Below are 25,272 nucleotides of genomic sequence, written 5' to 3'. Positions count from 1 at the left end.
GTTGTCCGCCCCATCATTTTTCGGGGATATATTTCCATTTGCCTTTTTCCAAACGGACCAGCACACGACCACGTTCGTCGCTACCGAACGAATCGCCCTGTTTGAACGTATAGACGCCGTGCGTGCCGGCCACTTGCGTGCCCGACATGATGGCGTCGCGCAGGGCTTCGCGAAACGCCGGAGTACCTGGCTTGGCTTTGCCATCGGCGATGACTTTTTTCGCTGCCTCGGCCGCAATCAGCCACGCGTCAAAGGCATACGCAGAATAGGCATCGGTCGACGGCTTGCCATTGGTTTTCTGGAAAATATCGTGAAACTTGCCAGACATCTGCTTGACGGGATGATCGGGCGGCAACTGTTCTGCCACAATCACCGGCCCGGTCGGTGCAACCAGCCCTTCAGCAGAGGAACCAGCAACACGAATGAAATCAGGGTTGATCAATGAATGTGCGCCATACAGTTTGCCCTTGAAATTCCTGTCTCTCAGAGCCAGGTATGGCAATGCACCCGGTGTTCCCGCACCGCCGGTCATCACGGCATCAGGTCGCTTGGCGATAATCTTCAGAATCTGTCCGTTCACCGAAGAATCAGATCGTGCATAACGTTCATTGCTCACAACCTTGATGCCTGCACTGTCAGCTTCCTTGACAAGATTGTCGTACACCAGATCGCCCCAGGCGTCGGAAAATCCAATATATCCAACCGTTCTGACGCCATCGCGCTTCATCTGCCCAACTACGGCACTAATCATCAACTTGGCGGACTGAGCAGTTGTCACATACCAGGCTGCATTTTCTCCCGTTGTGCTGGCCGGACTGATGCCGATCAGCGCTGTCGCCGCCTCCCGCGCCACAGGCAGAGCGGCGAGCGTCGCCGGTACATTGGACGAACCGATCAGAATATCAACCTTGTTGTCCTGCGTCAGTTTCCGGGCGTTCCGGGCCGCGCTCGACGGATCCGTTGCATCGTCCAGCACAATCAACTCCAGCTTATTGCCCTGAACGTCGGGAACCATCGCCTGTCCTGCTTTGGCGCCTTGTTCATAAGGAATGCCAATTGATGAACCCGGCCCGGTTAACGCGGTAATCAGTCCTATCTTGATGGTATCGGCATGCGCAACGCCCAGCGATCCTACACCGCCCAAAATTCCAGTTAGCACAACCTGTTTAAGCCAATCTTGCATTTTATTCTCCTGATTCTATGTATTATTCGGTCCTGCCACATTTGTGTAGCCAGAACGCTGTTTACTCGTTTTCCAGCTTCCATTTACCATCTCGCAGTTTGACCACGACCCGGGCCCGTTCATCCGTTCCGAAAGGACTACCGCGTTTGTAGTTATATACGCCGTGGGTACCTGCCAGTTCGTGTGTCTTGAAAATGGCATCCATCACGGCTTGTCGATAGGCCGGGGTTCCAGGTTCCGCATGTTTCTGTGCCTCGGCTGTCGCCGCGACCAGCAAAAGCCATGCGTCGTAGGACCAGGCCGAAAAGACGTCTGGTGACCCCTTGGGGAAGGCCGCCTGAAATGCCTCGCGGTAGGCCAGTGCCACTTTCTTTACCGGATTGGTATCCGGCAATTGTTCAGCAACAGTCACCGGCCCCGTCGGCGCCAGAATTTCGTCGCCTGCTTTACCCACAACTCGAATGAAATCACTATTGATCAAACCATGCGTACCATATACTTTGCCTTTGTAGCCGAGTTTTTTCAGCTCCAGATAAGGCAGTGCTGCAGGCGTACCCGAGGTCCCCGCCAGAATGGCATCGGGCTTTTTCGCACGGATCTTCAATATCTGACCGGTCACCGACGCATCAGTACGTGAATAACGTTCGTCATTAAGCAGTTCTATGCCGACCTGCGCCGAATGCTTTTTCAATGCGTCGTGGGCCAAATCCCCCCAGGCATCCGAAAACCCGATGTAGGACACGGTTTTCACACCATGGGCTTTCATATGATCTACCACGGCATTGATCATCAGCTCGGTTGGCTGAGCGACACTCACCATCCATTGAGCAGTGGCCGGCGACACATTGGCTACCGGCGATATGGCAATGAACGGCACCTTGCTTTCGTTCGCGACAGCAGCGATGGCCATCGTACCGGGTACGCCTGATGTTCCCATCAGCACATCAACCTGGTCTTCATTGATCAGCTTGCGGGCATTACGCGCCGCCGTAGCGGGATCAGATGCATCATCCAGGCGTATCAGTTTGATATCGGCATCCGCTGACTTTCCTATCGCCTTGTGCCCGGCAATCGCTCCATTCGCGTATGGAATACCGAGGGACGAAATCGGCCCCGACAATGACGAAATAAATCCGACAGTGACGGTTTTTGCAAATGCGTCCACCGACGCACACATACCCACAGCGAACACAATAGTTGACAGCAGCTTCATAGTTCCTCCTGTTTGACCGTCATGCAAACCGACGATCAAAAAACAAATGAATCCACGATTTCAGATAAACACACCTGAAATCGGCGGGGCCTTAAATAGTGATGGAACCGATGCTGCTGCCACCACACACATACAGCACCTGCCCGGTCACGAAACCGGATGCAGCGCTGCAAAAAAATGCCACTGCCTGGGCCACGTCATCCGGCATGCCGATACGACCCACCGGAATAGCCGCTGCCAGGGATTTTTCGCGCTCGCTGCCCGGTTCGATCACGTCGTAAAACATGTCCGACGCTATCGGTCCGGGCGCCACCACATTAACCGTAATGCCAAATCCTGCCAGCTCCAGCGCCCAGGTTCGTCCCATCCCAATCATCCCGGCCTTAGTGGCTGCGTAAGCGGTGCGTGTCTGCAGGCCAAGCGCACCCCGAGACGAAATCAATACAATCCGTCCGTACTTGTTTTTTTTCATGGACGGGATAAAAGCTTGGGTCAATGTCAGGGCACTGGTCAAATGCAGCTGTGAAAGCGCATCCATGTCTTCGTCGCTCACCTGCTCAATCAGATTAGGGCGGATAACCCCGGCGTTATGCACAAAATGACTGACCGGGTAAGTGTCGGCTACGTCGCGCGCGACCTCCCTGACCGCCCCGCGATCGAGCAGATCCACACTCCTGGTCTGCAACCGGGGGTGGCTGAACTCGGGCGAACGCCGCGCCAGCGAAATCACCTCCATGCCCCGCTCAAGCAGCGAGTTGCATATGGCAGCGCCGATACCCGCGCTACCTCCCGTTACGACTGCGACTTCGCGTTCCATCCCTGTTTACTCCTGTGTATTTCGTTTGTCATTATTTTTCTTCTGTGCACCCTGGCTGTTCAAATAAAGCTACTGTTCGACCAACGCCAGTACCCGCAAGGGGCTACCCGAGCCGCTGCGTATTTTCAAGGGGGCAGAAAATATCATCGCTCCGCTGGGTGGTAGTTGATCCAGATTGGTCATGCACTGCAACCCGTAGCGGTTATTGCCATGCATGAAGTAATGACAGGGAAATGGAGGATCCAGATGCTGCGCCTGACCCGCGTCTGTTCCCACCGACTCGGTGCCAAACCCATGCACATCGCGCTCCCGAATCAGCCAGGGAACCACCTGTGCATCTGGCCCCGGCGAATGAGCCCCATCGTCCTGCATATTCAAATACGCTGCCGGCTTTTCCCGCTTGGACCAGTCGGTACGCATGAATACCCAGGATCGGGCGGCAATTTTCCCATGCTCTTTTTCCCATTCGAGCACTTTGTCGATGGTCAGCAGATAGTCGGCAGACACGGCCGACTCTGCCGAGCAGTCGATTACGCAGGCATGGGCAATGAACGCCTGCGGATCAATGGTGTCCACGGTATTGTCGGGCTGATCCTTGCCGCTGACCCAATGCGCAGGCGCATCAAAATGGGTCCCTGTGTGCTCGGAGCACGAAAAATTATTCCAGTACCAACCCGGACCACGTTCGTCATAACGTGAAATTTCCTCGATGCGAAACGGCCATGCCTGTCCCATTTCCGGAGGAAGCACAATCGTCGGAAACTCCGGAGTCAGCGTTTCCGTCAAATCAACAATTTTCACTTTCCCCGAGGCCAGTGCTCCCATCAGTTCTACCAATACAGTCATCGTGCTCTCCTTTGTCAGTCTCAATTGCCGCCGGCCAGTTCGCGCTCCAGCGCCTTGGCATTACTGCGCAGCCGTTCCCTGATATCATTTGCCACATCGCCGACATAAACATCTTCCAGCCCGTTTGCCAGCGCCTGGACAATCTGCCGGGCAATTTGGGACGGTGCGACCCGTGGCGGCGGGGTCGTCTGCTCCCATTCGTAATCCACCGGGCCGGTAAATACATTCACGACCCTGATGCCGGCCATCTGCATCTCCGCGCGCAGGCAATGGGACAGCGACAGGCCACCGGCCTGAGCGGCAGACCATACGCCTCGATTGGGCAGACTGGCCAAGGCGTAAACCGAAAATATATTTACCCAGGCCGATGCGCTGTTGACACCGTCTGCGGCCCGAGCCGCCATTGCCCCGCCAAATTGCTGGGCCAAGCGGAGCAACCCAAGGCAACTGACATCAAACATGTCACGTGCAGCGCTGACATTGCTGGTGCCCAGCATGCCTCCTTCGCGCAGCAGATCAGCCGTGTTAATCAAGATGTCCACCTTGCCGCCAATTTCAGCAGCAACCCGTTCCAGGGAATCTGAGTCTGTGACGTCCATGGCGTGAACCTGAATTCTGCTGTCGGTCAGCAGGGTATTGAAGGTGGACGATGGTCGCCATGGCTGCGAGTCTCCCACAAAGATGATCGATGCATCGGTCTGCAGCAAGGCCTTTATCATGGCCATGCCCAAGGCCGACTTACCATCGGTCACCAGCACACGCCGGAACGTTACATCGTTGGTCATTTCGCGCATCATTGGGTCATCCTGATAGTGAGGAGGTAACAACCGGGGTAAGGCAACCAGGGTCGCGTTGCCACTTTTATCCAGTTTCATGTCCAGCTGCACCGGCTCACCCTCTTTGCAGTCGGAATGCACATGGACAATCGCCACGGGGCCCGCGGTCATTTTTACTGTACCGATGCGCCAGGGAAGACGCTCTCGGAAATAGACATCATTACTGTGATGCAAAACCGTTGTTGCTACCAAGATGCCGCTGCAGTCCACTGCAGTCCAGTGCAGGCGGTGCGATAGACAATAGCCACAAGCGTCACGTGGAGGATACTGAACCCGCTGGCAATCACAACACACTTGCAATTCAAATTTTCCTTCTGCCGCCGCGCGCGTCATGCCATGGAAAGTGCGACTGCGCATAGCCGGAGGCAATGTCGTCTGGCGGGAGCGCTCAACTGGATTTTTCCGTGGCGGTTTACGTATGCGATCAGTCATATCGACGCTCCGCTTTGCAAAATGGCGGCTGCTGTGCATAGTCCGCGGTCGTAATTAATCATTCCAAACCCGCTGACCATGCCGATGCGCGCTCGTTCAACCTGCGTGCTACCCGCCCGTCCGGTCAATTGCCGGATGGCTTCATTCATACCCAGCGTGCCTCCGGCTGCGCCCGCCTGCCCTGCGGACAACTGCCCACCGCAAGTATTGAGAGGACATGAACCGTCCACAGTAAAGGAATTGGCACGGACAAATTCAGGTCCGCCACCCGCCTGGCAAAAGCCCAGATTCTCCAACTGCATCATATTGATGACCGGATAATCGTCATAAGCCTGCAAAAAATCCATCTCCTCTGCGCCAACCCCTGCCTGGTCATATAACGAATCGCAATCGAGCGTCCACCCGCCTTGCGACTGAATAACATCGTCAGGCCAGCCATTATGCCGCTCTATAGTGCCCAGAACACGTACGAAATCTAGCCCCAGGCTGCGCGCTTGCGTCTCGCGCATCACAAGAAACGATTCGGCACCGGCACAAGGCATGACGCAATCGAACAGATGAATCGGCTCGGTTATCGGACGGGCCTGCAAATAATCATCCAGCGTCAGCGGCTTTTTCATCAGTGCAGGCGGATAACGCAGGGCGTTGTCACGCTGGGCTACACAAAGCTTGCCGAAATCCTCACGAGTGGCGCCGGTCGTATTCATATAGTGACGTGTCAGCAGCGCGAAACTGGCATTAGGCCCGCCTGCGCCATACGGATAGGTGGAGTCCTGTGCAAAGCGGGAAAACTGCCCGAGTGTCCTGCGAAAGGAATCCACATGGTTGGTGTCGCCAGTAATGACTGCAACAACGCTGGCGTCACCGGCCTGCACTGCTCGGGCGGCACGGCGCAGCGCAACAATCGCACTGGCACCGCCCATGGGAATGTGGTCCAGCCAGCGAGGCGACACACCGAAATGCTGGGTCAGACCCACCGCAGAATCCGGCCCCAGACTAAAGCTGGAGACACACAGCCCGTCAATCTCAGACAGTAACAAGCCGGCGCCATCGAGCAGGCCCTTTAACGAGCGTCCCAACCAATAGTGCGCACTCTCGATCGAATACCGGACGTAAGGGACTGTTACCGGCACGGTCAGAACAACGCCGTCATAGGAAGCAGGCCGTTTCATGCCCGCCCCCCCGGTTTTTTCAAATGACAGGTATTGATGGCCTGTCCGCTGCAAATCAACTCAAACGCCAGTTTGCTCAGGGCACCACGCTGTATTTTATTGGTCGCTGTCAAGGGAAGCTCGCTCACAAAACTCACATAGCCTGGAACCTTGTAATAGGCCAATTGTGATAAAGACCAGGTCACCAGCTCGCCAGCCAGCGCCACGGGGTCATCGCGATCAGACACAGAAGACGACAGGACAATGCAGGCCAGCACCTCATCGCCGCGAACCTCATCGGGAACTGCAGCAACCGAGACAGCCTGAACCATCGGGTGGCGTGCCAAAGCGCCCTCCACTTCGACAGCAGCAATATTTTCGCCACTGCGGCGGATCACGTTTTTCTTGCGATCCACGAAAACCAAATAGCCATCCTCGTTTCTGCGAACGATATCCCCGGTTTTAAACCAATCTTCCTGCCAGGCAGCCTCAGTGGCAGCCGTATCCTTCAGATAGTGCGAAAAAAAACCGAAGCGCGGATTGGCACCTGCGTGACACACCCAAAGTTCGCCCTGCTCGCCTGCTCGAACCTCGCGCCCCTGCTCATCGACAATGCTGACCCTGACGTCTTTCCCCTCTATTCCAATACAACTGGTGCCCACAAAGCGAGGTTCACGGTTTGCCATAATGACTGCTCCGGCACCGGTTTCTGTCATTGCCCAGGCTTCCAGCAGCGGAAAACCGAAGCGTTGTTCAAAGTCCGCGTGGAGCTTTTTATCCACACCGGCGCCAAAACCGAAACGCACACAATGGTCCCGGTCTTGTGGGCAAGCAGGCAACTTGTCCAGTATGGCAGGCATGACACCCAGATAATGTACGATAGTGGCGCCACTCGCTCTGACCGATGACCACCAGGAGCGGGGGTGAAAGCGGTCCAGCAGAATAAGGCAACCCGCGGTCAGCACCATTGACATGACTGAATAGGCCATCGCATTCATGTGCACCAGAGGCAGGGGCGTCAGCATTCGCTCCTGACCCACCCGAATACTGGCCAGACCACCTGCTCTCGCATACCACTGGCCAGCATGCAAAAAGTATTGGTTCGACAATACACAACCCTTGGGCTGCCCTGTCGTTCCCGATGTATACAGCAAGGCGCACTCCGTATCCTGCCCCGGCTTGCGGTTATCACGTTTGTCATTGCGTCGCGCAGGCGGCAGGTCTTGCGGAGATTTCACCGGTACGGACATTCCGGCAGCGGCGCTGGCTTCACGCATTAGACCGTGATGGCTTTCAATGGCAACGACAAGACTGACTTCGGAATGGCTGATCAGATACTGCAACTCTGCCAGACGCAGATCGGCATTCACGGGCACGACCGAGACACCCAGTGCATTCAGGGCGAACCAGTGCAGAAAAAAAGACAGCCGGTTCTCAAGCAGCAATGCCACCCGGTCTCCCGCCGCATAGCCCGCCGAACAATAGGCATCACGCCATTGATGCACCTGCGTCAGCACCTCGCCATAGCTGAACTGGCCAGCACCAGTGCCGTATTTGCGGGCGGTCTCTGGCAATACCATCAGAAAGGGCTTGTCGGGGTTGGCCTGTGCAGTCAGTGCGAAAGCGTCATAAACAGTTTGGGCGGTCTGTGGAATCACTGCGCGCTCACATAAACAACTGAATGCTGCCAAAGGCTGCATCGGGGTTGACCAGTTCGACTTTCTTCAAGCGAATGCGCAAGCCATCGGCTTCGTCTACCAGTGTATGCGTCGACCAACCGGCATACAAACGCTGATCGTCCTGTCGGGTCTCGATATAATGAAATGCGGTTCGCACCACATAGACGCCTTTCTGCGGATCGTGCGCCTGATCATTGTGTCTGATCTGCGGTCTCTGTAGCAGATGATGGCAATAGCTCACTGGTTGCTGCGAAAACGTGCGTTTCCCGGTCAAGCGCTCGGCCCTGACCTTCAGCAGCAGCTTATCCTCGTACATCAGCGACGCCTGCAATCGCGTATCCGTCTGGCCGCGCTGCAGGGGCATCCAGTAATAACCGTCATCGCTAAAAAGAGCCACCCATTCTTCCAGGCGAAGCTCATCGATCAGTTGAGCCTCGTGATACACAAAATCGATCAAATCCTGTTCAGTCATGTACCACCCCGACATTGTGCATTGGCTGAATAAAACGCAGCCACGCCCGGTACTGATTGCGCATTTGCCATTCGCTGGTGCCCCGGGTAACCACATTGCGCTGCGCAGCTTCGGTCGACTCATACAGCCGCGCAAAATTGACCCATTCGTGGCTGCGCGCGTGCAACACTTGCTGAGACCGTTCGTACATTTCCAGATCATCATGTCCAACCACAGAGGTTGGCGCATTGATCAACCGGTTGTACATCAGGCTGCGTTCAAACAGCAGATCCGGTGCGCCCACCAGCCGGAACGTCCAGGATTCCACCATTGTTGTTGCGGCTGAAAGTGGTTTGAATAGACGCAGAGTTTGTATTGGCCCCTTGACCAGAATATTGGGAAAATACACGGTGTTGTGGCGGACATCACCCAAAATTTGTGCGGCGCGCTCCTGGCCATAGGCCTCAACCATGGCATCCCAGTAACCCGAAATATCCGAATAGGCAGCGTGAATCGAATCGCTCACCCCCGTATGACCGTGGCCGTTTTCCCATACCCGAATACCCATGTTGTCAAAAAATTCGTATGAAGACATAAATGGAGCAAACAGTTCCACCGACATTGGTTTGGGTGTACCTTCGGGCGCTTCTTTCCAAACATGGACTGCTGTACCGGCCGACGATTCATGCGCCACCATGGGATGACAGGTATCAGTCTGATTGTCCACAAGCATTTTCCAATTGCAGTTGTGAACATAGCGAAATATTCCCCCTTCCACCTGCAATTTACCTTCCGGTGAACGGTCAATCATATTATCGATAGTCGATAGCGATTCCCCGAAGAAAGCCTCAAATGACACGCCTTCTGTACTTAACCGGCAAAAAATGAATCCACGATAATCGTGCACATTTTCAATCGCGACCATCCCTTTGGCGGCATCGCAGGTATCAAACCCGACATTCTCATAGCCGCTTTTGAGCGGAATCGCTAAAATCTTCCCGTCGGTGCGGAATGTCCAGGCATGATAGGGGCAGCGAAAAAATTTTCCGGTATTTCCAGTGACATCGCCAGCGACCTTTACCCCACGATGCGGACAACGGTTATAAAGCACCTTGATAGTCTTATCTGTGTGTCGCACCATGACAACCGGTTCGTCTCCGACGGTCGTTGTATAGTAATCGCCCACCTGCGGGATCTGGCTTTCGTGTCCGACAAAGATCCATGTCGATGAAAAAAGATGCTCCATTTCCAGATCAAAGATTTCTTCATCAATGTAAAGATCCCGATGCACCTCACGCTCGCGAACCAGCGCCTGCACGGCTTCAGGATTCATCTTGTAATGGTTTGCGCACTTTCTGACTGACATTATCCTTTCACTCCATCAGATACGTTTTGTTCCACTGCGGCCAATGCATTCATCACTGCAACGCAGCGAAGAACCGCAACAACCGGCACTACATATCGAGCACTAGCATTGGCGTCTTCGACCGCGACACACAGATATGTATCAACTTTCCTTGCGCCTTCTCTGCATCGGACAGGACATAATCGCGATGATCCGGCTCACCTTCCAGCACACCAACCTGACAGACCCCACATTCACCCCTGCAGCAATCGCACAGCGGGTCTTCGCCATGATCTTGCAATACTTGCAGAATACTTTTACCGGGCGGAATCACATATGTTTTTCCCGATTGCGCCAGCCGGACCTGGAAACTGTCTGTACTAGCGCTCACTGCTGGATTGCTGAACAGCTCGAAATGCACCTGAGTCGCAGGCAGGCCTGCCTGCTTTGCCATCGCAAGGACGGTATCCAGCAAGCCTGCCGGACCACATACATATAAATGCTGATCGGCATGCATTGACCGTAATATGGCGTTGATATCCAGTTGCGAGTCTTGCTGATCCAAATGTATCTTCAGGTTCTCGCCCGCGATGACGGCAAGCTCGTTAAGCAGTGCCATCTGTGATCTATCACGTCCGGCATAATGCAGATGAAATGGACGCCCTTCTCGGCTGAGTGCACCCGCCATGGCAAAGATTGGGGTAATACCGATACCACCAGCGAGCAACACAGCACAGGTCTGGTCTGGCGGCTCCAATTTAAAATCATGCCGTGGCCGGTCACACACCAATGTATCCCCCACGTTGAGTGCATGCATGTAACGGGACCCGCCGCTTCCGGCATCCTCACGCTTGACAGCAATCTCGTATTGCAAATGAGTTGCTGCATCTGTGCTATGGTCATTCAGCATCAACAGCGAATAGGCCCTTGTGTCGTCAAAAGCGCCACCGATATGCACACGAATATGCGCCCCGGGCTTTGCTGCCGGTAACGGCAACCCTTCAGCCTGTTTCAGCACAATCTTGCGAATCTGGGCGGTCAGATCTTCCGTTTCCGTTACCCGCAACTGAAGCGTTTCCACTGTATTTTGTCTCCTGTTCAATGCCGTCATACCGTAGGCATGGCAGCCAACGCCGCCTTCAGGCGTTCGCCTTTGACATCGTTTAAGGCAGCGTCGTATAGCGTCTTGTACTTAGCCGCCGCATCCTGCCTGCCACAAAGTGCATCAGCCGCCATCATCAGTTGGCTGAATCTGCCGCTGCTGCGAGCGTGGGTATCGCTATAACCCTTGACCAGCCGGCGTGACTTGACCACGGCAAGGGCAAACTCATAGTCCGTTTCAAGTGCGGCTTCAATTTTCTTTGTCCATTGATCGATCGATTCGATTTCCTGAGCATGCCGCAACGTCGCTGTCCGTTTTGATCTACGCGAGGCCAGCGCATACAACAATAGATAGCCTCCCAAATGGCTGGTTTTGATGTGCCGCCCTTTCCTGAAAAGCGCGGCAGTCCAGTTGCGCAAAAAGGATTGCTCCATCCAGCGCCCGAGACGCTCGGGCATGGTGCCACAGACCTCTTCAAACCTCGGATGCATATAATCTGCCACATCCAGCATCTGCCCCTGCTCCAGTCTCACTTCCTTCGATATACGCAGCACCCGCGCATCCCGGATCTTCAGATCGGCGACCTTGATGACATCGTCGTAGGCCATAGCGGTGGCCAGATAGCGAGCAAACTGCCAGGTCAGCGCCCAGCCCCTTAATGGCCCATCTGCGGCACTGTCAAGGGAGAGTATCCGCTCGATGCGGCTCAGGTATGCATTGGCATAATCTGAATCCTGGAAATCCACCAGATGTCGTACCCCTGCCAGAATGACCGGCTGCAGAACGTCAGGAAATCGCGAGCGCAAATTGTCCAAAACGATCTGCCCGCCAGCCGTGGCCGCTTTCTGCGGCAGCGCCGGGAAACGCTCATTGGCCGACTTGGTGCTACGCTGCAACTGTGCCGACCGGATTTCAGTCCAGCCGGCGTCGAATGCCGACAGGCTGGAAGTGACTCCCACATTCCCCGTGCGAATCGTCTCTTCAAATTGCTCCCGTGCAAAAGGCAATACATCGGTCGCTGCCAAAGCACCAAATAAGCTGGCACTGATCACACTGCCGCAGGACTCGGCGATACGCTGCAAATCAGCTGCATAAAACTGTTTCGCCGTATCGTTACCTGCAGCCATAACCTGCGCCGCATCAACAATCCCGTTAGACGGGTGGCTTTTTTCGCTAATGGCGTAACTGCGGTGTGTCGAGGTCAGCAGCGTTGTTCGGTCCGGTGTCACAATGCCGCGCAAAATGGCGCGCCCGGCTTCCATCAGCTCGGCGCTGATCACCACATCCACATCGCCTGGCGTCGGCATCTGTGCAAGCACCGGCGGTTGTTCCATGGACCAGGGTGGAGGAAAAAGCTCCACGTAATAGATCGTAGCCCCGGTACGCTGTGCCACGCCCGGAACAGACGTGCTTTGAGCATACCAGTCGGCGCGCTCTGCCAGATCCACCAGCCAGTCTGCCAGCACGCCACCGCCCTGCCCTCCCATGGCAAGAATGGCTATTTTTAGGGGTTCGGCAACGCTCGCGCCTGACACAGTGCTAGTCATATCCGGTCGCTCTCAATGCGCTCACGATGCCGCCGCTGTAATCGACCTATCAGCTTGCTACGCAGGCTACCAAACAAATGATCTTTCTTGCTGGGGTTATGAATAATATCGGCGCGATAAAAAGAAGGACACAGCACTGCCTCATGGGCGATCTCACCACAATGACCACAGCCGACACAACTGCTCTCGACATGGGCGACTGGATCATCCTTCAGAGGATTATCATTGTCTTTCAGAGTCAGCGACGGACAGCCCGAAAGCCGGATACAGGCATGGTCGCCAGAACAGATATCCTTGTCCACTCCAAACTGTTGCCTGACACGGCGTACGCCTTGCGCTACATCCTTTTTGAACACCGGTTTTTCGCGTCGCTGCAGGTTCAGCATACATTCGGACTGGGCAATAATCACCTTGGGGCCCGTATCTGCACAGGTAAGCGCATCTTCAATCAGCGCACGCATTTTTGATACGTCGTAGGTGTGATCAATGACTCGCACCCACTTGACGCCCACGCCCCTGACCGCCTGTTCTATTGGATGATTGGTGGAGCGGTTGTCATTGTTGGCCCGGGACGACAGGACATCCTGCCCGCCGGTTGCAGACGAATAGTAATTGTCCACAATGATAATCACACCATCATGCTTGTTATAGACGGCGTTGCCGACGCCGGAAGTCAGCCCGTTATGCCAGAAGCCGCCATCGCCCATGATCGAAATGGAACGCTTGCTTGCCTTCACGTTGAACGCAGACGCGCTGGACGCCCCCAGCCCATACCCCATGGTGGTTGCACCCAGATTGAAGGGGGGCAAAATGGAAAAAAGATGACAGCCGATATCACAGGAAATATGGTGTTCACCCAACTTTTCCTGTGCCAGTGTTAGCGCAGAAAACACTGGACGCTCCGGACAACCGGTACACAGTCCCGCCGGGCGTGGCGGAATAATATCGGCCAGCTGCTGACGCCGCACCTGCGTAAAAACAAGCGGCTTTTCAACCACAATTTTTGATGCTGGTTCAGGGTCTGGCATCGAAGCCGGCTGTGAAGGCAGATTATCCAGAAAGATACGCAGGCCATCGCGGATCGTTTGCACCGTATACTCACCCGCCATGGGCAATACATCCTTGCCCGACAAGGGCGTCCCGATCCCAGCTTTGCGCAATATGCTGTGAATATTCTGTTCAATATAGTCAGGCTGGCCTTCCTCTATCAACAGCACGGCTTTTTTTTCCCGGCAAAACTCCTGCACCTCATCGCTGATCAGCGGATAGACCGCATTCAATACATATATTGGCAGCTCGCTTTTGCCAAAATGATCAGCCTTTCCCAGCAGGCCCAATGCGCGAATGGTGTTGTTGTACAAACCACCCTGCACAATGATGCCGATGTCCTGGCGGCTGCCGTCAAAGAACTCGTTGACCTGATTGTCCTTAAGGAATTTGACTGCGGCAGGCCAGCGGTCGCGCACTTTTTCCTGTTCATGTTCATAGGCGGCGGGTGGCAATACGATACGACCGGCATCACGCCGTGGGGTTTCCAGCGCCTGCGCAAGCGTAAACGGCGGTTTGACGTTGTCCCTGGCGATAAAGCGGCCATGCACGTGGCAGCCTCGAATACGAACCTGATAAAACACAGGCGTACTGCTGGCTTCAGACAGACGAAATCCCGTTTCCACCATATTCACCATGCAGGCAAGATTCGGTCGCGGATCCAGCATCCACATTTGTGATTTCATGGCAAAGGCATGGGTTCGCTCCTGCATGATGGACGACCCCTCGCCATAATCCTCACCGACGATGACTAGGGCACCGCCAGTAACGCCGCCCGAAGCCAGATTAGCCAACGCGTCCGAAGCTACATTGGTGCCCACTGTTGACTTCCACGTTACCGCGCCGCGGATCGGATACATCACAGATGCCGATAGCGTGGCTGCAGCGGTCGCCTCCGATGCACTGGACTCAAAATGAACACCCAGGTCCCTCAGAATGTCATCCGCGTCAGCCAGCACGTCCATCAAATGCGAAATCGGTGCTCCCTGATACCCGGCGACGTAGCCCACGCCCGACTGCAAAAGTGCCTTGGTGATGGCCAGTATGCCTTCACCGCGAAACTCTTCACCAGCGCCAATCTTTAGCGTCTGCACTTCCTTTTTGAAGGACCGTTCTGCCATTCATTTGCTCCTTTCCGTGGGCGAGGACAGGTGACCGTGGATCCCAACAATCACAATAGTGACTGCATAGGGCTTAATTTAGTTTAAGTTTAAAATAAAAGCACGTCAATAAATTTATATGAAAATTCATGTATTGAGATCATAATAAAGGGACGCAGCATGGCAAGTCACTCAGTACTACTACTAGTATTTGAGGAAAGAAATATAATTTTCGTGTAAAGCACTAAAATGACGCACCGTAGCAAAACATGCTTAATTTTGTGCATGCAATATCTACTTCCGGAGCAGAACAGACGTGAGTCAATCCAATCGCTTTATTGATACCTATCTGGCATATTTGTTGCGGCGCGCAAGCGATACCGTTTCAACCGACTTTTATACGTACCTGTACACGACTGATCTTTCTGTTACAGAGTGGCGCGTGCTCGCGTGCCTGCACAATAATCACGAAGAATCCGTCACTGATCTTGCTTACCACGCCGTTATGAAACAGCCCACGCTAAGCAAGGCGCTGGTTCGTATGGAACAGGATGGTTTGATCGAGCGAAGGCAGGAGCCGGATGATCGGCGCCAGACGATGGTGCGCAACACACGCAAGGGAACGGCCCTGGCAGCCGAGTTGTGTCACGTAGCCAAAGAACACGAAGCGGGAATTATGGAAAATCTGAGTAAAACCGAGCGCAAGCAATTGGTTGCAATACTGCGCAAGTTAATCAGCGGATCAAAATCTGCCTGACTGATTGATTAAACTTGGACGAATAATGCGAGTGATCATGCGGCAGGATCCGGGCTGCCGGGCCCGCCAGACGGGCTCTTACTCTGCTCGTCGGCGCACGCGTGAAACCAATGCGCACATTCAATATTACCGCTTAATCCGGCCCGCCCTCAAAATGCGTTTTGCTCTGCGGGGCAGCCGCCGCTTCCCTGAGCATCATGGTGGCCGGTGCCACCAGGGCGATATCGGTCTCATGCAGCTGCTGCAGTATGTCAAACAGCAATGCACTGCGTACGCGCGCCACCATGCGCGGCGAGTTGACATAGCCGGTGGCAATAAACACCAGCCCTGTTGCCTCTATGCTGTCCAGCAGGATATCCGGCCGTGGTTCATCCAGTATGTCTTCATTTGCCTGATACGCCGCCAGAATGATATCCCGCACTTGCGCCGGTTCGGTGCCCAGGGGCAGTGTCAGCTTGATCAGCACGCGACCGATGGGGCTGGCGTGAGTGACATTGCGCACCACTTTGGTAATCAATTCTGAATTGGGGACAATCATTGTCGAATGATCCCACAGCTGGATTTCCGTGGCCCGTACATTAATGCGCCGGATATCGCCCTCGGCGCCATTGAGCGACACCCAGTCACCCACCTTGACGGGCCGCTCGGCCAGCAAAATCAGGCCCGAGACGAAGTTCTGCACAATGGCCTGCAAGCCAAAACCGATACCCACGGACAGTGCACTGGCAATCCATGCCACCCGCTCCAGCCCGATGCCCAGCGCCGACAGCGTCATCGCGCCGGCCAGCACATAACCAGCATAACCGAACAAGGCGCCGGCCGACGCCCGCATACCCGCATCCATCCGGGTCGTAGGCAGATACTGGTCGGTCAGCCAGTTTTGCAGGATCTTGACCAGCGTAAATCCCAGCACCAGCACCGCCAGCGCAATCAGAATGGCGGTGGGACGAATCTGCACCTCGCCCAGCGAGATGCCGGAATACAGGAACGAGAAATTGCGCAGCCATTCTGTCGGACCGTCACCAAAAGGCGCCATTAAAAGCGCCAGCGCCAGCAATACGACCAGCAGGCGGCCGATGCCCGAGGCCAGTACCAGCAACTGGCTGCGTATGGCCGGATAGGTGCTCTCGTCTTCCTGGCCATTCTGCCGTTTGATGGCGATCAACATCACGGTGCACACGTCGTCAATCAGCACTGCCAGCAGATAGGCCGATAGCAGCACCAGTAAAATCCAGACCAGTTGCTGCACAATAACCGTGCCCAGGGCGACAAAACCCAGCAGCAGCGCGATCTGGCTGACTATCAATGCAAGACCGGCCAGACTGATGATCGCATTGAGCCAGCCCGGAATGGTCATCTGGTTGCTGCGCTGTACCGCCTCTGTCTCTGTCGCATAGCGCTTGCGCGAGCGCACCATGGTCACGCCCATGGCAATACTGGTGGTCAGCGAGATAATGCAGTTGAACGCCACCGTCAGCGCCAGGCTGGCATACACTGTCGCGAACACGCCCTGAATAAACCAGCCCAGGCTGATGATGGTCGCCAGCACCATCGGAAACCAGCGCAGATTCAGCGCCACATCGTCGCGCATGGGAATCAGCCGCCACGAGGCATGATGCGCCACCAGCAAGGCCTTGCCCAGTCCTGCCACAAAGCCACCGAACCAGGACACAACCACCATATGGGTCAGGATTTCGGTCATCGTGGACGTGGGGCTTTGGTTCCAGCTCAGGCCGGTTCTGACCGTTTCGGCCATCAACCCGTAGGCTACCGCAGACATCAGCACCACAACCAGCGCATACAAAGACCGTCGCAGGCGGCCCGGTGCGACGAAACGGGTCATGGCCTTGAGCAGCAGCTCTTCGGCAATCAGGCGCACCGAGACAATCAGTGCAATAATAACGGCAACGCCAAGCCATAAGGCTGGCGTCACGGCGTCCAGCAGCCCGGCCAGCTCGTTGGCCAGGGGTTGGGTGCGGCTCGAATCGCGCGACCACTCGCGGGTCAGATCAGCCCAGAATGTGCCCGATACGATAGAGGCCGTGCGCTCGCCCAGTTGCGCCTGAAAGCGCACGCGCCGTTCTTTGCTCAATTGTTCGGCAGCCTGCTCAGCCTCAACCCCGATCAGTCGCGCCAGTTTGATCTGTGAATCCAGCTTGCCGCGTTCCTTGCCCAGTTCGGCACGCTGTTCGCTGATATTGGCCGCTTCAGGTGCGGCCCCGTCCGTGGGACCCAATTCGGCCAAACGCTCCTGTACATCCTTCAGCTTAGGCGCCAGTGCCGACACCACATCACCCACGGCAGACTGCGTCTTGAGGGCCTGCTCACGCATCTCCGACAGCGCGGCATCATTCAATGGCGCATCGACAATCTTCTCCAACTGCTTTTTGATGGGCTCGATTTTCTCCTGTGCCTGCTTGAGCACCTGCGCCACATCTGGCGGCGTTTGCTTCTCCTGCGCCCAAACCGGGCTGGCACAGCAACACGCCAGCACCAGCGCCAGCAAAGCCAGCACCCAATTGAGCTGCTGCAAAGAGGCACTTGTGGCGCGCAAACGCGACTGAAAGATCATGAAAATGAAGATGGATATTGAAAACGCCATATTAACGCCGATTACGTGCGCCAGGCACAGGAAAAACGTAGATTCCTGTTTGAATTCATTACGGACCGCATCGCGCAGGGCCCGCGAAAGCACAGGAAAGCACCTGGCGTGGCGCATTGCCTGCCACATGGTCCGTTCGGCTATACTTGCACATTCCCATCACATTGACCGTGTATGATCTGGATCATTGGCGTAGGTGCATTGGCCATATTCCGGCCCGGCGCGTATGCGCTGACCACGGTCTCGCTCACTGCCGCGACGATCCTTCCAGCCAGGTTACCCGTTTTATGATCATGCTTAACGAACAAAAAGCCCCGCTGGTCCATTTGGCCAACGCCATTGGTACGATGAGTGAAGTTTCTTCACGTGTCGGCCAATATGTCCTGGCCAACCCGGAGAAAGTGGTTCACCAGACGGTGGCAGAGTTGGCCGAATACACTCACAGCGGGCAGGCCAGCGTGTTGCGCCTGTGCCGCCAGCTCGGATTCAAGGGTTTTAGCGACTTCAAGCTGGCGCTTATGGCCGAGCTCGCAGCCAATGAACACAGCGCTGCGACGGACACCGACAACGAAGCAGACCGCTACAGCGCCCTGCTCAGACGGCTGACGCTCAGTATGCAGAAAACCGCATACGCCCTGCATGCCGAGCAGTTATTGGCCATTGCGGTACATATGGTCAAGGCGCGCCGCATCTCCGTGTTCGGCTCCGGGATCTCCGGGCTTGTCAGCCATTTGGTGTCCTACCGTCTCATGCGGCTGGGCTTGCCCGCCCAGGCATTCCAGGATCCTGTCCTGGCCCACGAAGTGATGACCGATGTGGACAAGCATTGTGTGGCACTGGGTATTTCCGAAAGCGGCGTCACCCTCGATACCGTGGAATTTCTCAAACGCGCCCGCTCGGCTGGCGCAAAAACGATCGCCATCACCGGGCGCGTCAACAGCCCGGTTGCCCAGGCCGCAGATCTGGTATTGCTGGCAGTGCCGATTGAACCGCTCACCATTGGCGGAGATATTTCACCTGCAATCAGCAAGATTTATCTGGTCGAATTGCTTGCCATGGCGATTGCCGATCTGTCTCACGCAGGGCGCCAAAGCAACAAACGGAGTAAAACTCCGTAATAAATAAATAATATTGAAATAAATAACCAATAGAATGACGGCTGTTTGGAACAGACAGGTATCGTCATCATGGCCGCTTCAGTCAGACTTGAACACGTCGAAAAATACTACGGTACGAAACGCACGCTTGCCAAGGTATCGCTCGATATTGCCGCCGGCGAGTTTCTTACGCTGGTCGGTCCTTCCGGCTGCGGAAAGTCCACCCTGCTGCGCATTGTCGCGGGCCTGACTGCGCACGAGAACGGGCGCGTTTATATTGGCGATCGCGATGTCACTCAGTTCCCGGCGCGCGAGCGGCCGGTTTCAATGGTCTTCCAGAGTTACGCACTGTATCCGCACATGACCGTTGCGCAGAATATAGCCACCCCCTTGAGAATGAAGCGTTTGCCCGCGCCGGCCAGGTGGCCGCTGCTCGGTCGCTTCTGGCCAGGCAGTCGCAAGCTGCGCCAGCAGATTGACCATGAAGTGGCGGCCGTTGCCGCCCAGGTGCAGCTTGAGAACCTGCTGGGCTCAAGGCCTTCGCAGCTATCGGGCGGACAACGCCAGCGTGTGGCCGTGGCCAGGGCAATGGTAAAACAACCCGACGTCTTTCTCATGGACGAGCCCTTATCCAACCTGGATGCACGGTTGCGCGTACATATGCGTTCGGAAATCGCGGCCCTGCACCAGCGCACCGGCGCGACGTTTATTTACGTAACGCATGACCAGGTAGAGGCCATGACATTGTCAAGCCGGGTCGCTGTCGTCATGGATGGCACTATCGTGCAGGTCGGCTCGCCCAGGGATCTGTACGAAGACCCTCAGGACATTCGTGTCGCCCGCTTTATCGGCAGCCCGGAAATGAACCTGCTGGCAATTGCCGCTGATGCGCAGCACGGCGCAAGCCTGGCAGGCGAACCCATTGACCTGCGATTGCCGGCCACCGATGCCGTGGTCCATATGGGCTTTCGACCTGAGAGCGTGAGTATTGCCGATCTGTCGAGCCGCCATATGCCAAATGCAATCCGATTTTCCGCGACATTCGAGCGCATGGAAGTGCTCGGGCATGATGCCCTGCTTTTTTGTCGCCATCTGCACTCGGGCGAACCAATAGTGGCAAGAGCGCCGGTTGCCGATGTAGACCGGCTGCGCACCCGTGGCAACTGGTCTGACAGGCTGACTCTGCAGGTCAATCTGGCCCAGACGTTCTGGTTCGATGCGCAAGGCAGCAGAATCGCACCCGCGTACTCCAGTTGCGCAGTGCTACCCATCCACAAGCGCGTGTCCTGAACATGACCAGCCACGCCCTGCCCGCACAGCAGACAGAACGGGCCGCCGCAAAAAGACGCCGCTGGCCCGACAGCATGGCCTGGTGGTTTGCCATGCCTGCGTCGTTTCTCATGCTCAGCACCATGCTGCTGCCTGTCATTATTGTGATGCTGCTCAGTTTTACCAACTATGAACTGGGCATGCCTGATACGGCTTTTGTCGGCGTCGACAACTATGTGTCGGTCCTGAGCGATGCCAAGTTCTGGCATGTGTTGCGCAATACCGTGACCTATACCCTGCTGGTCGTTCCTGGTTCAGTCATAGGCGGCCTGTTCCTGGCCGTCCTGGTGCAAAGTGTCGGCAAGGGTCGCCGCATCTACCAGTGCCTGTTTTTCCTGCCGGTAACGGCAACGCTGGTTGCCATGGCCACCGTCTGGAAGTATCTGCTGCACGGCCAGATCGGACCGATCAACCAGCTGCTGCACGCGCTGGGCCTGCCGCAGATGGAATTCTTTGGCGATCCCGGGCTGGTATTAATTTCACTTGCCATTATCGGCATCTGGCAGCTGGCCGGTTTCAACATGGTGCTCTTTATTGCCGGCCTGGTGGCCATTCCCGAAGACCTTTATGACGCGGCCCGGGTGGACGGCGCCGATCGCCCGTGGGACCGCTTTTTTACCGTCACCCTGCCATTGCTGGGTCCCACCATGCTGTTTGTGATCGTGACCTCCAGCATCACCGCATTCAAGGTCTTCGATACCGTTGCCGTGCTGACCCGGGGCGGTCCGCAGGCAGCCAGTGAAGTCATCCTGTACCAGATTTACCTGGAAGGGTTCCAGTATTTGCGCACAGGCAGTGCGGCAGCCATGACTGTGCTGTTCCTGGCCTGCATTCTGGTTCTGTCCTGGCTGCAAACCAGGTTAACCGAGAAAAAGGTTCATTACCTATGACACCGCAAACAGGGTATGGCGCCCGCCTATTATCACAATTGACATTATCATCCTGCTTGCGCCACGGCACATTGCTCGTGCTGGCCCTTATCATGCTGTTCCCCTTTTACTGGATGATCGTAACGGCCTTTCGGCCCGCCCAGGAAGTTTTCTCGGGATCGTTCAGCTGGCTGCCCCAGCAGTTTGTCGGCTGGGATAATTTCCGCACGGCCCTGACCGATGCGCCTTTGTTGCGCTACATGCTCAATGGCGCGATCGTCTGCGCCGGTGTGCTGCTGGTGCAGCTTGCCACCGCCATACCGTGTGGCTGGGCACTGGCGCGCTACCGGTTCCGGGGCGATCGTATCCTGTTCGGCGCCGTCCTGCTTGGCTTGTGCATTCCCATCCAGGTGCCGGCCATTCCGCTCTTTCTGGGACTGGCCGCAACCGACCTGCTCAACACCTATTTTGCCTTGATGGTGCCCTTTTTCCTGTCCGTGTTTGCGATCTTCCTGTTCAGACAATCATTCAAGATTTTCCCGGAAGATATCGTGCAGGCTGCGCGGCTGGACGGCCTGTCCGAAATGGCCATCCTCTGGCAGATCGTCGTTCCCGCCAGCAAACCGGCCATTGCCGCCTTCTCGGTCTTTTCCGTGACCAGTCACTGGAACGACCTTTACTGGCCGCTGATTGTGATCACCAACGCAGAATTGATGACACCTCCTCTCGGACTGGCATCCTTTGCCGATCCGGAGATTGGCGCCAACTTTGGCGCCCTGATGGCCTCTGCAACGATCGTGACGCTGCCGCTGATGATTCTCTACCTTTTTATTCAACGCCATTTTATTCAAGGCGTGACCAATACAGGCGTCAAGTAAGGATGCCGGCTTCAGGCCAGTGGGTCGGAAGTTTTTTTCTGGAGTGCGAGTGATATGAAAACTGTTTGTCGGATATTGATGGGGCTGTCAGTCAGCAGCCTGTGCGCGTACGCGGTAGCGGTTCAGGCCGAGACCATTACGCTGGATGCCATGCACGCATGGCCGGGTCATAATCCTTTCTATGAAAAAGTCGCGCAGGCGTTTACCAAGGAGAATCCGGATATTGTCGTGCGCTTTCGTGCGTCGCCACCTTCTTATGACGAAGCGCACCAGGCTGTGCTGCGCAGCATGATGACCGGGCAGTTGCCCGACGTTTACTTTTCCGGCTTTCATCTATTGCCCGAAATGGTACATGCGCTGCAGCGGCGCAAGCAGGCTGTCGATCTCAAATCGTTTATCGACAAAGAGCAAGGCCAATGGCTTGAGACCAACTACGAACCGTCCGTGCTCAAGCTTGCCCAGGTGGAGGGCACGCAGTACGGACTGGCCTTCAATGCATCCACACCGGTCATTTTTTACAACGCTGATCTGGTCAAAAAAGCCGGTGGCGACCCAGATGCATTTCCGACAGACTGGCCTTCCCTGATGGCACTTGCCGCGAAAATCGCCAAGACTTCAGAAGGCATTAACGGCATGGCCTATGACGTGCATGCCTGGCCGGACGACTGGCTCTGGCGCGCCCTTATCATGGAACAGGGCGCACCCATTATGAACAAGGATGGAAAAACCGTGGCCTTCAACGGCCAGTCCGGCTTGGCCGCATTGCAAAAGGCCCGTAGTTTTGTTACCGACGGCGCCATGGCCTTGCGTGACTTTGACCAATCGCGCCAACAGTTTGTATCAGGCAGGCTGGGCTTTATTTTTGCTTCTCCCAATAGCGCCAAGGCATTTTCCGAATTGATCGGTTCGCGTTTTGCCCTGCGTTCATCGGTATTCCCGCTGGAGAACAAACAGTCAGGCAAAGTACCCACGGGCGGCAACGCCATGATGATCCTGACCAAAGACCAGAAGCGCCAGGACGCGGCCTGGAAGTTCATCAAGTTTGCCACCGGTCCTGTGGGCCAGACCGAAGCGGTGCTGGGCTCGGGCTATATGCCGACCAACAAACTGGCCCTGCAGCCTCAGTATTTGGGCGATTTTTACAAGAAAAATCCCAACTGGGAAACCAGCCTGAAGCAGATTGCCTATGCCAGCCCATGGGGCGGCTACCCTGGCAATAACGGGGTGCAGATCTGGCGCACACAGCGTGACATTATCGGTTCTGTCATGCGCGGCAAGGTTACACCCGAGGACGGGCTCGCTCAGATGGTTGAAGCGACCAATGCCCTGTTAGCAAAATAATTATGTCAACCGGGGTGGCCACGCGCCGCCCCATTTTGCCCGGTATCCCATGACCAATACTTCTTTGGATCTAATTATTTTTGACTGCGACGGCGTCATCGTCGACAGCGAGGTACTGTCCACCAGGGCCTCTGCCGCCGCACTGGCTGAGTTCGGCCTGAGCCTGAGCGAGGCGCAGGTCGCCGATCTGCTGGTGGGGCTCACCTTCGAGGCGGGGCTCAAGCGCATCCATGAGCAATACCAACTGGTCTTGCCACCGGCATTTGCCCAGCGAAAGATGCAGCTGACCGAACAGCTATTTCGCCAGGAACTGGCGCCGGTGCCCGGTCTGGTTGCCTTGCTGGCGCGGCTCACGCTGCCTTACTGCGTGGCATCCAACAGTTCCCACGAGCGGCTGCGTTTCACATTCGATGCCACGCAGCTCACGCACTATTTTGCCGGCCGCACCTATAGCGCTGACGATGTCGTCCAGGGCAAGCCCGCGCCGGATCTGTTCCTGCATGCAGCCGACCAGCACCAGACGCCGCCGCATCGTTGCCTGGTGATTGACGATAGCCCCAGTGGCGTACGCGCAGCAGTGGCCGCAGGCATGCCGGTCATTGGATTTACCGGCGGCGTCCATGCCCTTCCCGCGCTTGCCGGCCAGTTGCACGACGCGGGCGCAACCTGGGTCATGCCTGACTACGATGCTGTCAGTGCGCACATCGAACAGTACAACGTAAAGGAATTTTCATGATGCTCGATAGTCTCTTTTCCAGGCCAGGCACATTTTTGCGTGGCAATCTGCATGCCCATACCACCAATTCCGACGGCATGCTGCCGACCGGGGAAGTGGTCAGGCGATACAAGGAATCGGGTTACGATTTCCTGGCCCTCACAGATCACTTTCTGCCCTCGTATCAGTTCCCGCTGACCGATGCGCGGCAATTCCAGTCGGACACGTTTACGCCGCTGGCCGCTGCCGAACTGCACGTGCCGCGCACGGAAAACAGCGCGCTATGGCATATTACCGCCATTGGCCTGCCCTATGATTTTGAACCCACGCGCGAGGGTGAAGACGGGCCTGCGATCGCCCGACGCGCAGCCGATGCCGGCGCCTTCGTTACGCTGGTGCATCCTGCCTGGTACAGCCTGTCGCTGGCCGATGCGCTGACCATTGATGCGGCACACGCGGTGGAAATTTACAACCACGGTTGCCAGCTCATGCACGACAAGGGCGATGGCGCCTATCTGCTAGACGGGTTGCTCGATCGCGGTCGCCCGATGCTGGCCACTGCCGTTGATGATGCGCATTTCAAGTCGCCGGATTTTGGCGCGGCGTGGGTAGAGCTCAAAGCCGACAGCAGGGACCAGGCCGATATCGTGTCCGCACTGAAAGCCGGCAGTTTTTATTCCACCCAGGGGCCGGTATTTCACGATATTGAAACGACCGCGTCTCATCTGAATGTGCGCTGTTCTGCAGTCAATGGCATTCTGGTTGTAGGCGCCGGTTACCTGATGGCCTACCAGTTTGCGACCGGGCTTACCCGTGCCAGCATTGATCTGGCGCCGCTGGCAAAAAGCCCCTGGTACCGCGTCGTTCTGATTGGCGCAGATGGCAAGCGCGCCTGGAGCAATCCGGTCTGGAAGTAACGCGGCAGATATCCGGGT

At 56.0% G+C, this 25,272-nt stretch carries 21 protein-coding genes; 8 read left to right on the top strand and 13 right to left on the bottom strand.

What is annotated here, in order from left to right:
• Positions 1-13: 13 nt before the first annotated feature.
• From INT32_RS13435 to INT32_RS13380, 12 genes are all read right to left on the bottom strand, one after another.
• Complete coding sequence (locus tag INT32_RS13435; protein WP_193089236.1) at positions 14-1,183, bottom strand: ABC transporter substrate-binding protein; 1,170 nt, start codon at positions 1,181-1,183, stop codon at positions 14-16.
• A gap of 61 nt (positions 1,184-1,244) precedes the next feature.
• Positions 1,245-2,396, bottom strand: coding sequence for an ABC transporter substrate-binding protein (locus tag INT32_RS13430; protein WP_193089235.1), 1,152 nt, complete (start codon positions 2,394-2,396; stop codon positions 1,245-1,247).
• Between the two features lie 91 nt (positions 2,397-2,487).
• Entirely contained in the window at positions 2,488-3,213 is a 726-nt protein-coding gene (locus INT32_RS13425) for an SDR family NAD(P)-dependent oxidoreductase (RefSeq protein ID WP_193089234.1), read from the bottom strand.
• 69 nt (positions 3,214-3,282) lie between these two features.
• Positions 3,283-4,059 (bottom strand): cyclase family protein, encoded by a 777-nt coding sequence (locus INT32_RS13420; RefSeq protein WP_193089233.1) that lies wholly within the window; start codon positions 4,057-4,059, stop codon positions 3,283-3,285.
• A gap of 20 nt (positions 4,060-4,079) precedes the next feature.
• On the bottom strand, positions 4,080-5,327 hold the full coding sequence (locus tag INT32_RS13415; RefSeq protein WP_193089232.1) for an SDR family NAD(P)-dependent oxidoreductase: 1,248 nt from the start codon (positions 5,325-5,327) through the stop codon (positions 4,080-4,082).
• The gene (locus INT32_RS13410; protein WP_193089231.1) at positions 5,324-6,499 is read right to left on the bottom strand and encodes a thiolase family protein; all 1,176 of its coding nucleotides are present in this window, start codon (positions 6,497-6,499) and stop codon (positions 5,324-5,326) included. The genes INT32_RS13415 and INT32_RS13410 overlap by 4 nt, the downstream gene beginning before the upstream one ends.
• Positions 6,496-8,136 (bottom strand): AMP-binding protein, encoded by a 1,641-nt coding sequence (locus INT32_RS13405; RefSeq protein ID WP_370540230.1) that lies wholly within the window; start codon positions 8,134-8,136, stop codon positions 6,496-6,498. The genes INT32_RS13410 and INT32_RS13405 overlap by 4 nt, the downstream gene beginning before the upstream one ends.
• Before the next feature lie 7 nt (positions 8,137-8,143).
• Positions 8,144-8,629, bottom strand: coding sequence for an aromatic-ring-hydroxylating dioxygenase subunit beta (locus INT32_RS13400; protein ID WP_226817017.1), 486 nt, complete (start codon positions 8,627-8,629; stop codon positions 8,144-8,146).
• Positions 8,622-9,974 (bottom strand): aromatic ring-hydroxylating dioxygenase subunit alpha, encoded by a 1,353-nt coding sequence (locus tag INT32_RS13395; protein WP_193089228.1) that lies wholly within the window; start codon positions 9,972-9,974, stop codon positions 8,622-8,624. Before INT32_RS13395 ends, INT32_RS13400 begins: the two co-directional genes overlap by 8 nt.
• Before the next feature lie 88 nt (positions 9,975-10,062).
• On the bottom strand, positions 10,063-11,034 hold the full coding sequence (locus tag INT32_RS13390) for a PDR/VanB family oxidoreductase (protein ID WP_193089227.1): 972 nt from the start codon (positions 11,032-11,034) through the stop codon (positions 10,063-10,065).
• 26 nt (positions 11,035-11,060) lie between these two features.
• On the bottom strand, positions 11,061-12,602 hold the full coding sequence (locus tag INT32_RS13385) for an indolepyruvate oxidoreductase subunit beta family protein (protein ID WP_193089226.1): 1,542 nt from the start codon (positions 12,600-12,602) through the stop codon (positions 11,061-11,063).
• Positions 12,599-14,770: an indolepyruvate ferredoxin oxidoreductase subunit alpha gene (locus INT32_RS13380; RefSeq protein WP_193089225.1), complete on the bottom strand. Its 2,172-nt coding sequence runs from the start codon at positions 14,768-14,770 to the stop codon at positions 12,599-12,601. The genes INT32_RS13385 and INT32_RS13380 overlap by 4 nt, the downstream gene beginning before the upstream one ends.
• 295 nt (positions 14,771-15,065) lie before the next feature.
• Between INT32_RS13380 and INT32_RS13375 the strand changes: the two genes are divergently transcribed.
• A complete protein-coding gene (locus tag INT32_RS13375) occupies positions 15,066-15,506 on the top strand; it encodes a MarR family transcriptional regulator (RefSeq protein ID WP_193089224.1) in 441 nt (146 codons plus the stop codon).
• A 133-nt stretch (positions 15,507-15,639) separates the two neighbouring features.
• On the opposite strand, the gene INT32_RS13370 is transcribed toward INT32_RS13375, so the two are convergent.
• A complete protein-coding gene (locus INT32_RS13370; protein WP_193089223.1) occupies positions 15,640-18,201 on the bottom strand; it encodes a DUF3772 domain-containing protein in 2,562 nt (853 codons plus the stop codon).
• Positions 18,202-18,395: 194 nt separating this feature from the next.
• Here INT32_RS13370 and INT32_RS13365 point away from each other — a divergent pair, with 194 nt between their 5' ends.
• The 7 genes from INT32_RS13365 (at position 18,396) to INT32_RS13335 (ending at position 25,254) form a co-directional block, all read left to right on the top strand.
• Positions 18,396-19,226, top strand: coding sequence for a MurR/RpiR family transcriptional regulator (locus tag INT32_RS13365; RefSeq protein ID WP_193089222.1), 831 nt, complete (start codon positions 18,396-18,398; stop codon positions 19,224-19,226).
• Between the two features lie 69 nt (positions 19,227-19,295).
• A complete protein-coding gene (locus tag INT32_RS13360; protein WP_193089221.1) occupies positions 19,296-20,495 on the top strand; it encodes an ABC transporter ATP-binding protein in 1,200 nt (399 codons plus the stop codon).
• A gap of 2 nt (positions 20,496-20,497) precedes the next feature.
• Positions 20,498-21,424, top strand: a complete 927-nt coding sequence (locus tag INT32_RS13355; protein ID WP_226817015.1) for a carbohydrate ABC transporter permease — start codon at positions 20,498-20,500, stop codon at positions 21,422-21,424.
• Positions 21,421-22,281 (top strand): carbohydrate ABC transporter permease, encoded by an 861-nt coding sequence (locus INT32_RS13350; protein ID WP_226817013.1) that lies wholly within the window; start codon positions 21,421-21,423, stop codon positions 22,279-22,281. The genes INT32_RS13355 and INT32_RS13350 overlap by 4 nt, the downstream gene beginning before the upstream one ends.
• Before the next feature lie 54 nt (positions 22,282-22,335).
• Positions 22,336-23,622 (top strand): ABC transporter substrate-binding protein, encoded by a 1,287-nt coding sequence (locus tag INT32_RS13345; RefSeq protein WP_193089220.1) that lies wholly within the window; start codon positions 22,336-22,338, stop codon positions 23,620-23,622.
• 49 nt (positions 23,623-23,671) lie between these two features.
• Positions 23,672-24,358: an HAD family phosphatase gene (locus INT32_RS13340; protein WP_193089219.1), complete on the top strand. Its 687-nt coding sequence runs from the start codon at positions 23,672-23,674 to the stop codon at positions 24,356-24,358.
• Complete coding sequence (locus INT32_RS13335) at positions 24,355-25,254, top strand: CehA/McbA family metallohydrolase (protein WP_226817011.1); 900 nt, start codon at positions 24,355-24,357, stop codon at positions 25,252-25,254. Before INT32_RS13340 ends, INT32_RS13335 begins: the two co-directional genes overlap by 4 nt.
• Positions 25,255-25,272 lie beyond the last annotated feature (18 nt).

Source organism: Advenella sp. FME57, assembly GCF_014897675.1.
In the GTDB taxonomy this organism is placed as follows: domain Bacteria; phylum Pseudomonadota; class Gammaproteobacteria; order Burkholderiales; family Burkholderiaceae_B; genus Advenella.
This window is presented reverse-complemented; position numbering and strand designations above follow the sequence as displayed.

What these genes read in the sequence shown, in the direction of transcription:
- INT32_RS13420 (WP_193089233.1), bottom strand. Translation starts at nt 4,059, where the DNA reads ATGACTGTATTGGTAGAACTGATGGGAGCACTGGCCTCGGGGAAAGTG.
- INT32_RS13400 (WP_226817017.1), bottom strand. Translation starts at nt 8,629, where the DNA reads ATGACTGAACAGGATTTGATCGATTTTGTGTATCACGAGGCTCAACTG.
- INT32_RS13435 (WP_193089236.1), bottom strand. Translation starts at nt 1,183, where the DNA reads ATGCAAGATTGGCTTAAACAGGTTGTGCTAACTGGAATTTTGGGCGGT.
- INT32_RS13430 (WP_193089235.1), bottom strand. Translation starts at nt 2,396, where the DNA reads ATGAAGCTGCTGTCAACTATTGTGTTCGCTGTGGGTATGTGTGCGTCG.
- INT32_RS13395 (WP_193089228.1), bottom strand. Translation starts at nt 9,974, where the DNA reads ATGTCAGTCAGAAAGTGCGCAAACCATTACAAGATGAATCCTGAAGCC.
- INT32_RS13425 (WP_193089234.1), bottom strand. Translation starts at nt 3,213, where the DNA reads ATGGAACGCGAAGTCGCAGTCGTAACGGGAGGTAGCGCGGGTATCGGC.
- INT32_RS13365 (WP_193089222.1), top strand. Translation starts at nt 18,396, where the DNA reads ATGATCATGCTTAACGAACAAAAAGCCCCGCTGGTCCATTTGGCCAAC.
- INT32_RS13385 (WP_193089226.1), bottom strand. Translation starts at nt 12,602, where the DNA reads ATGACTAGCACTGTGTCAGGCGCGAGCGTTGCCGAACCCCTAAAAATA.
- INT32_RS13340 (WP_193089219.1), top strand. Translation starts at nt 23,672, where the DNA reads ATGACCAATACTTCTTTGGATCTAATTATTTTTGACTGCGACGGCGTC.
- INT32_RS13410 (WP_193089231.1), bottom strand. Translation starts at nt 6,499, where the DNA reads ATGAAACGGCCTGCTTCCTATGACGGCGTTGTTCTGACCGTGCCGGTA.
- INT32_RS13380 (WP_193089225.1), bottom strand. Translation starts at nt 14,770, where the DNA reads ATGGCAGAACGGTCCTTCAAAAAGGAAGTGCAGACGCTAAAGATTGGC.
- INT32_RS13345 (WP_193089220.1), top strand. Translation starts at nt 22,336, where the DNA reads ATGAAAACTGTTTGTCGGATATTGATGGGGCTGTCAGTCAGCAGCCTG.
- INT32_RS13360 (WP_193089221.1), top strand. Translation starts at nt 19,296, where the DNA reads ATGGCCGCTTCAGTCAGACTTGAACACGTCGAAAAATACTACGGTACG.
- INT32_RS13415 (WP_193089232.1), bottom strand. Translation starts at nt 5,327, where the DNA reads ATGACTGATCGCATACGTAAACCGCCACGGAAAAATCCAGTTGAGCGC.
- INT32_RS13350 (WP_226817013.1), top strand. Translation starts at nt 21,421, where the DNA reads ATGACACCGCAAACAGGGTATGGCGCCCGCCTATTATCACAATTGACA.
- INT32_RS13355 (WP_226817015.1), top strand. Translation starts at nt 20,498, where the DNA reads ATGACCAGCCACGCCCTGCCCGCACAGCAGACAGAACGGGCCGCCGCA.
- INT32_RS13335 (WP_226817011.1), top strand. Translation starts at nt 24,355, where the DNA reads ATGATGCTCGATAGTCTCTTTTCCAGGCCAGGCACATTTTTGCGTGGC.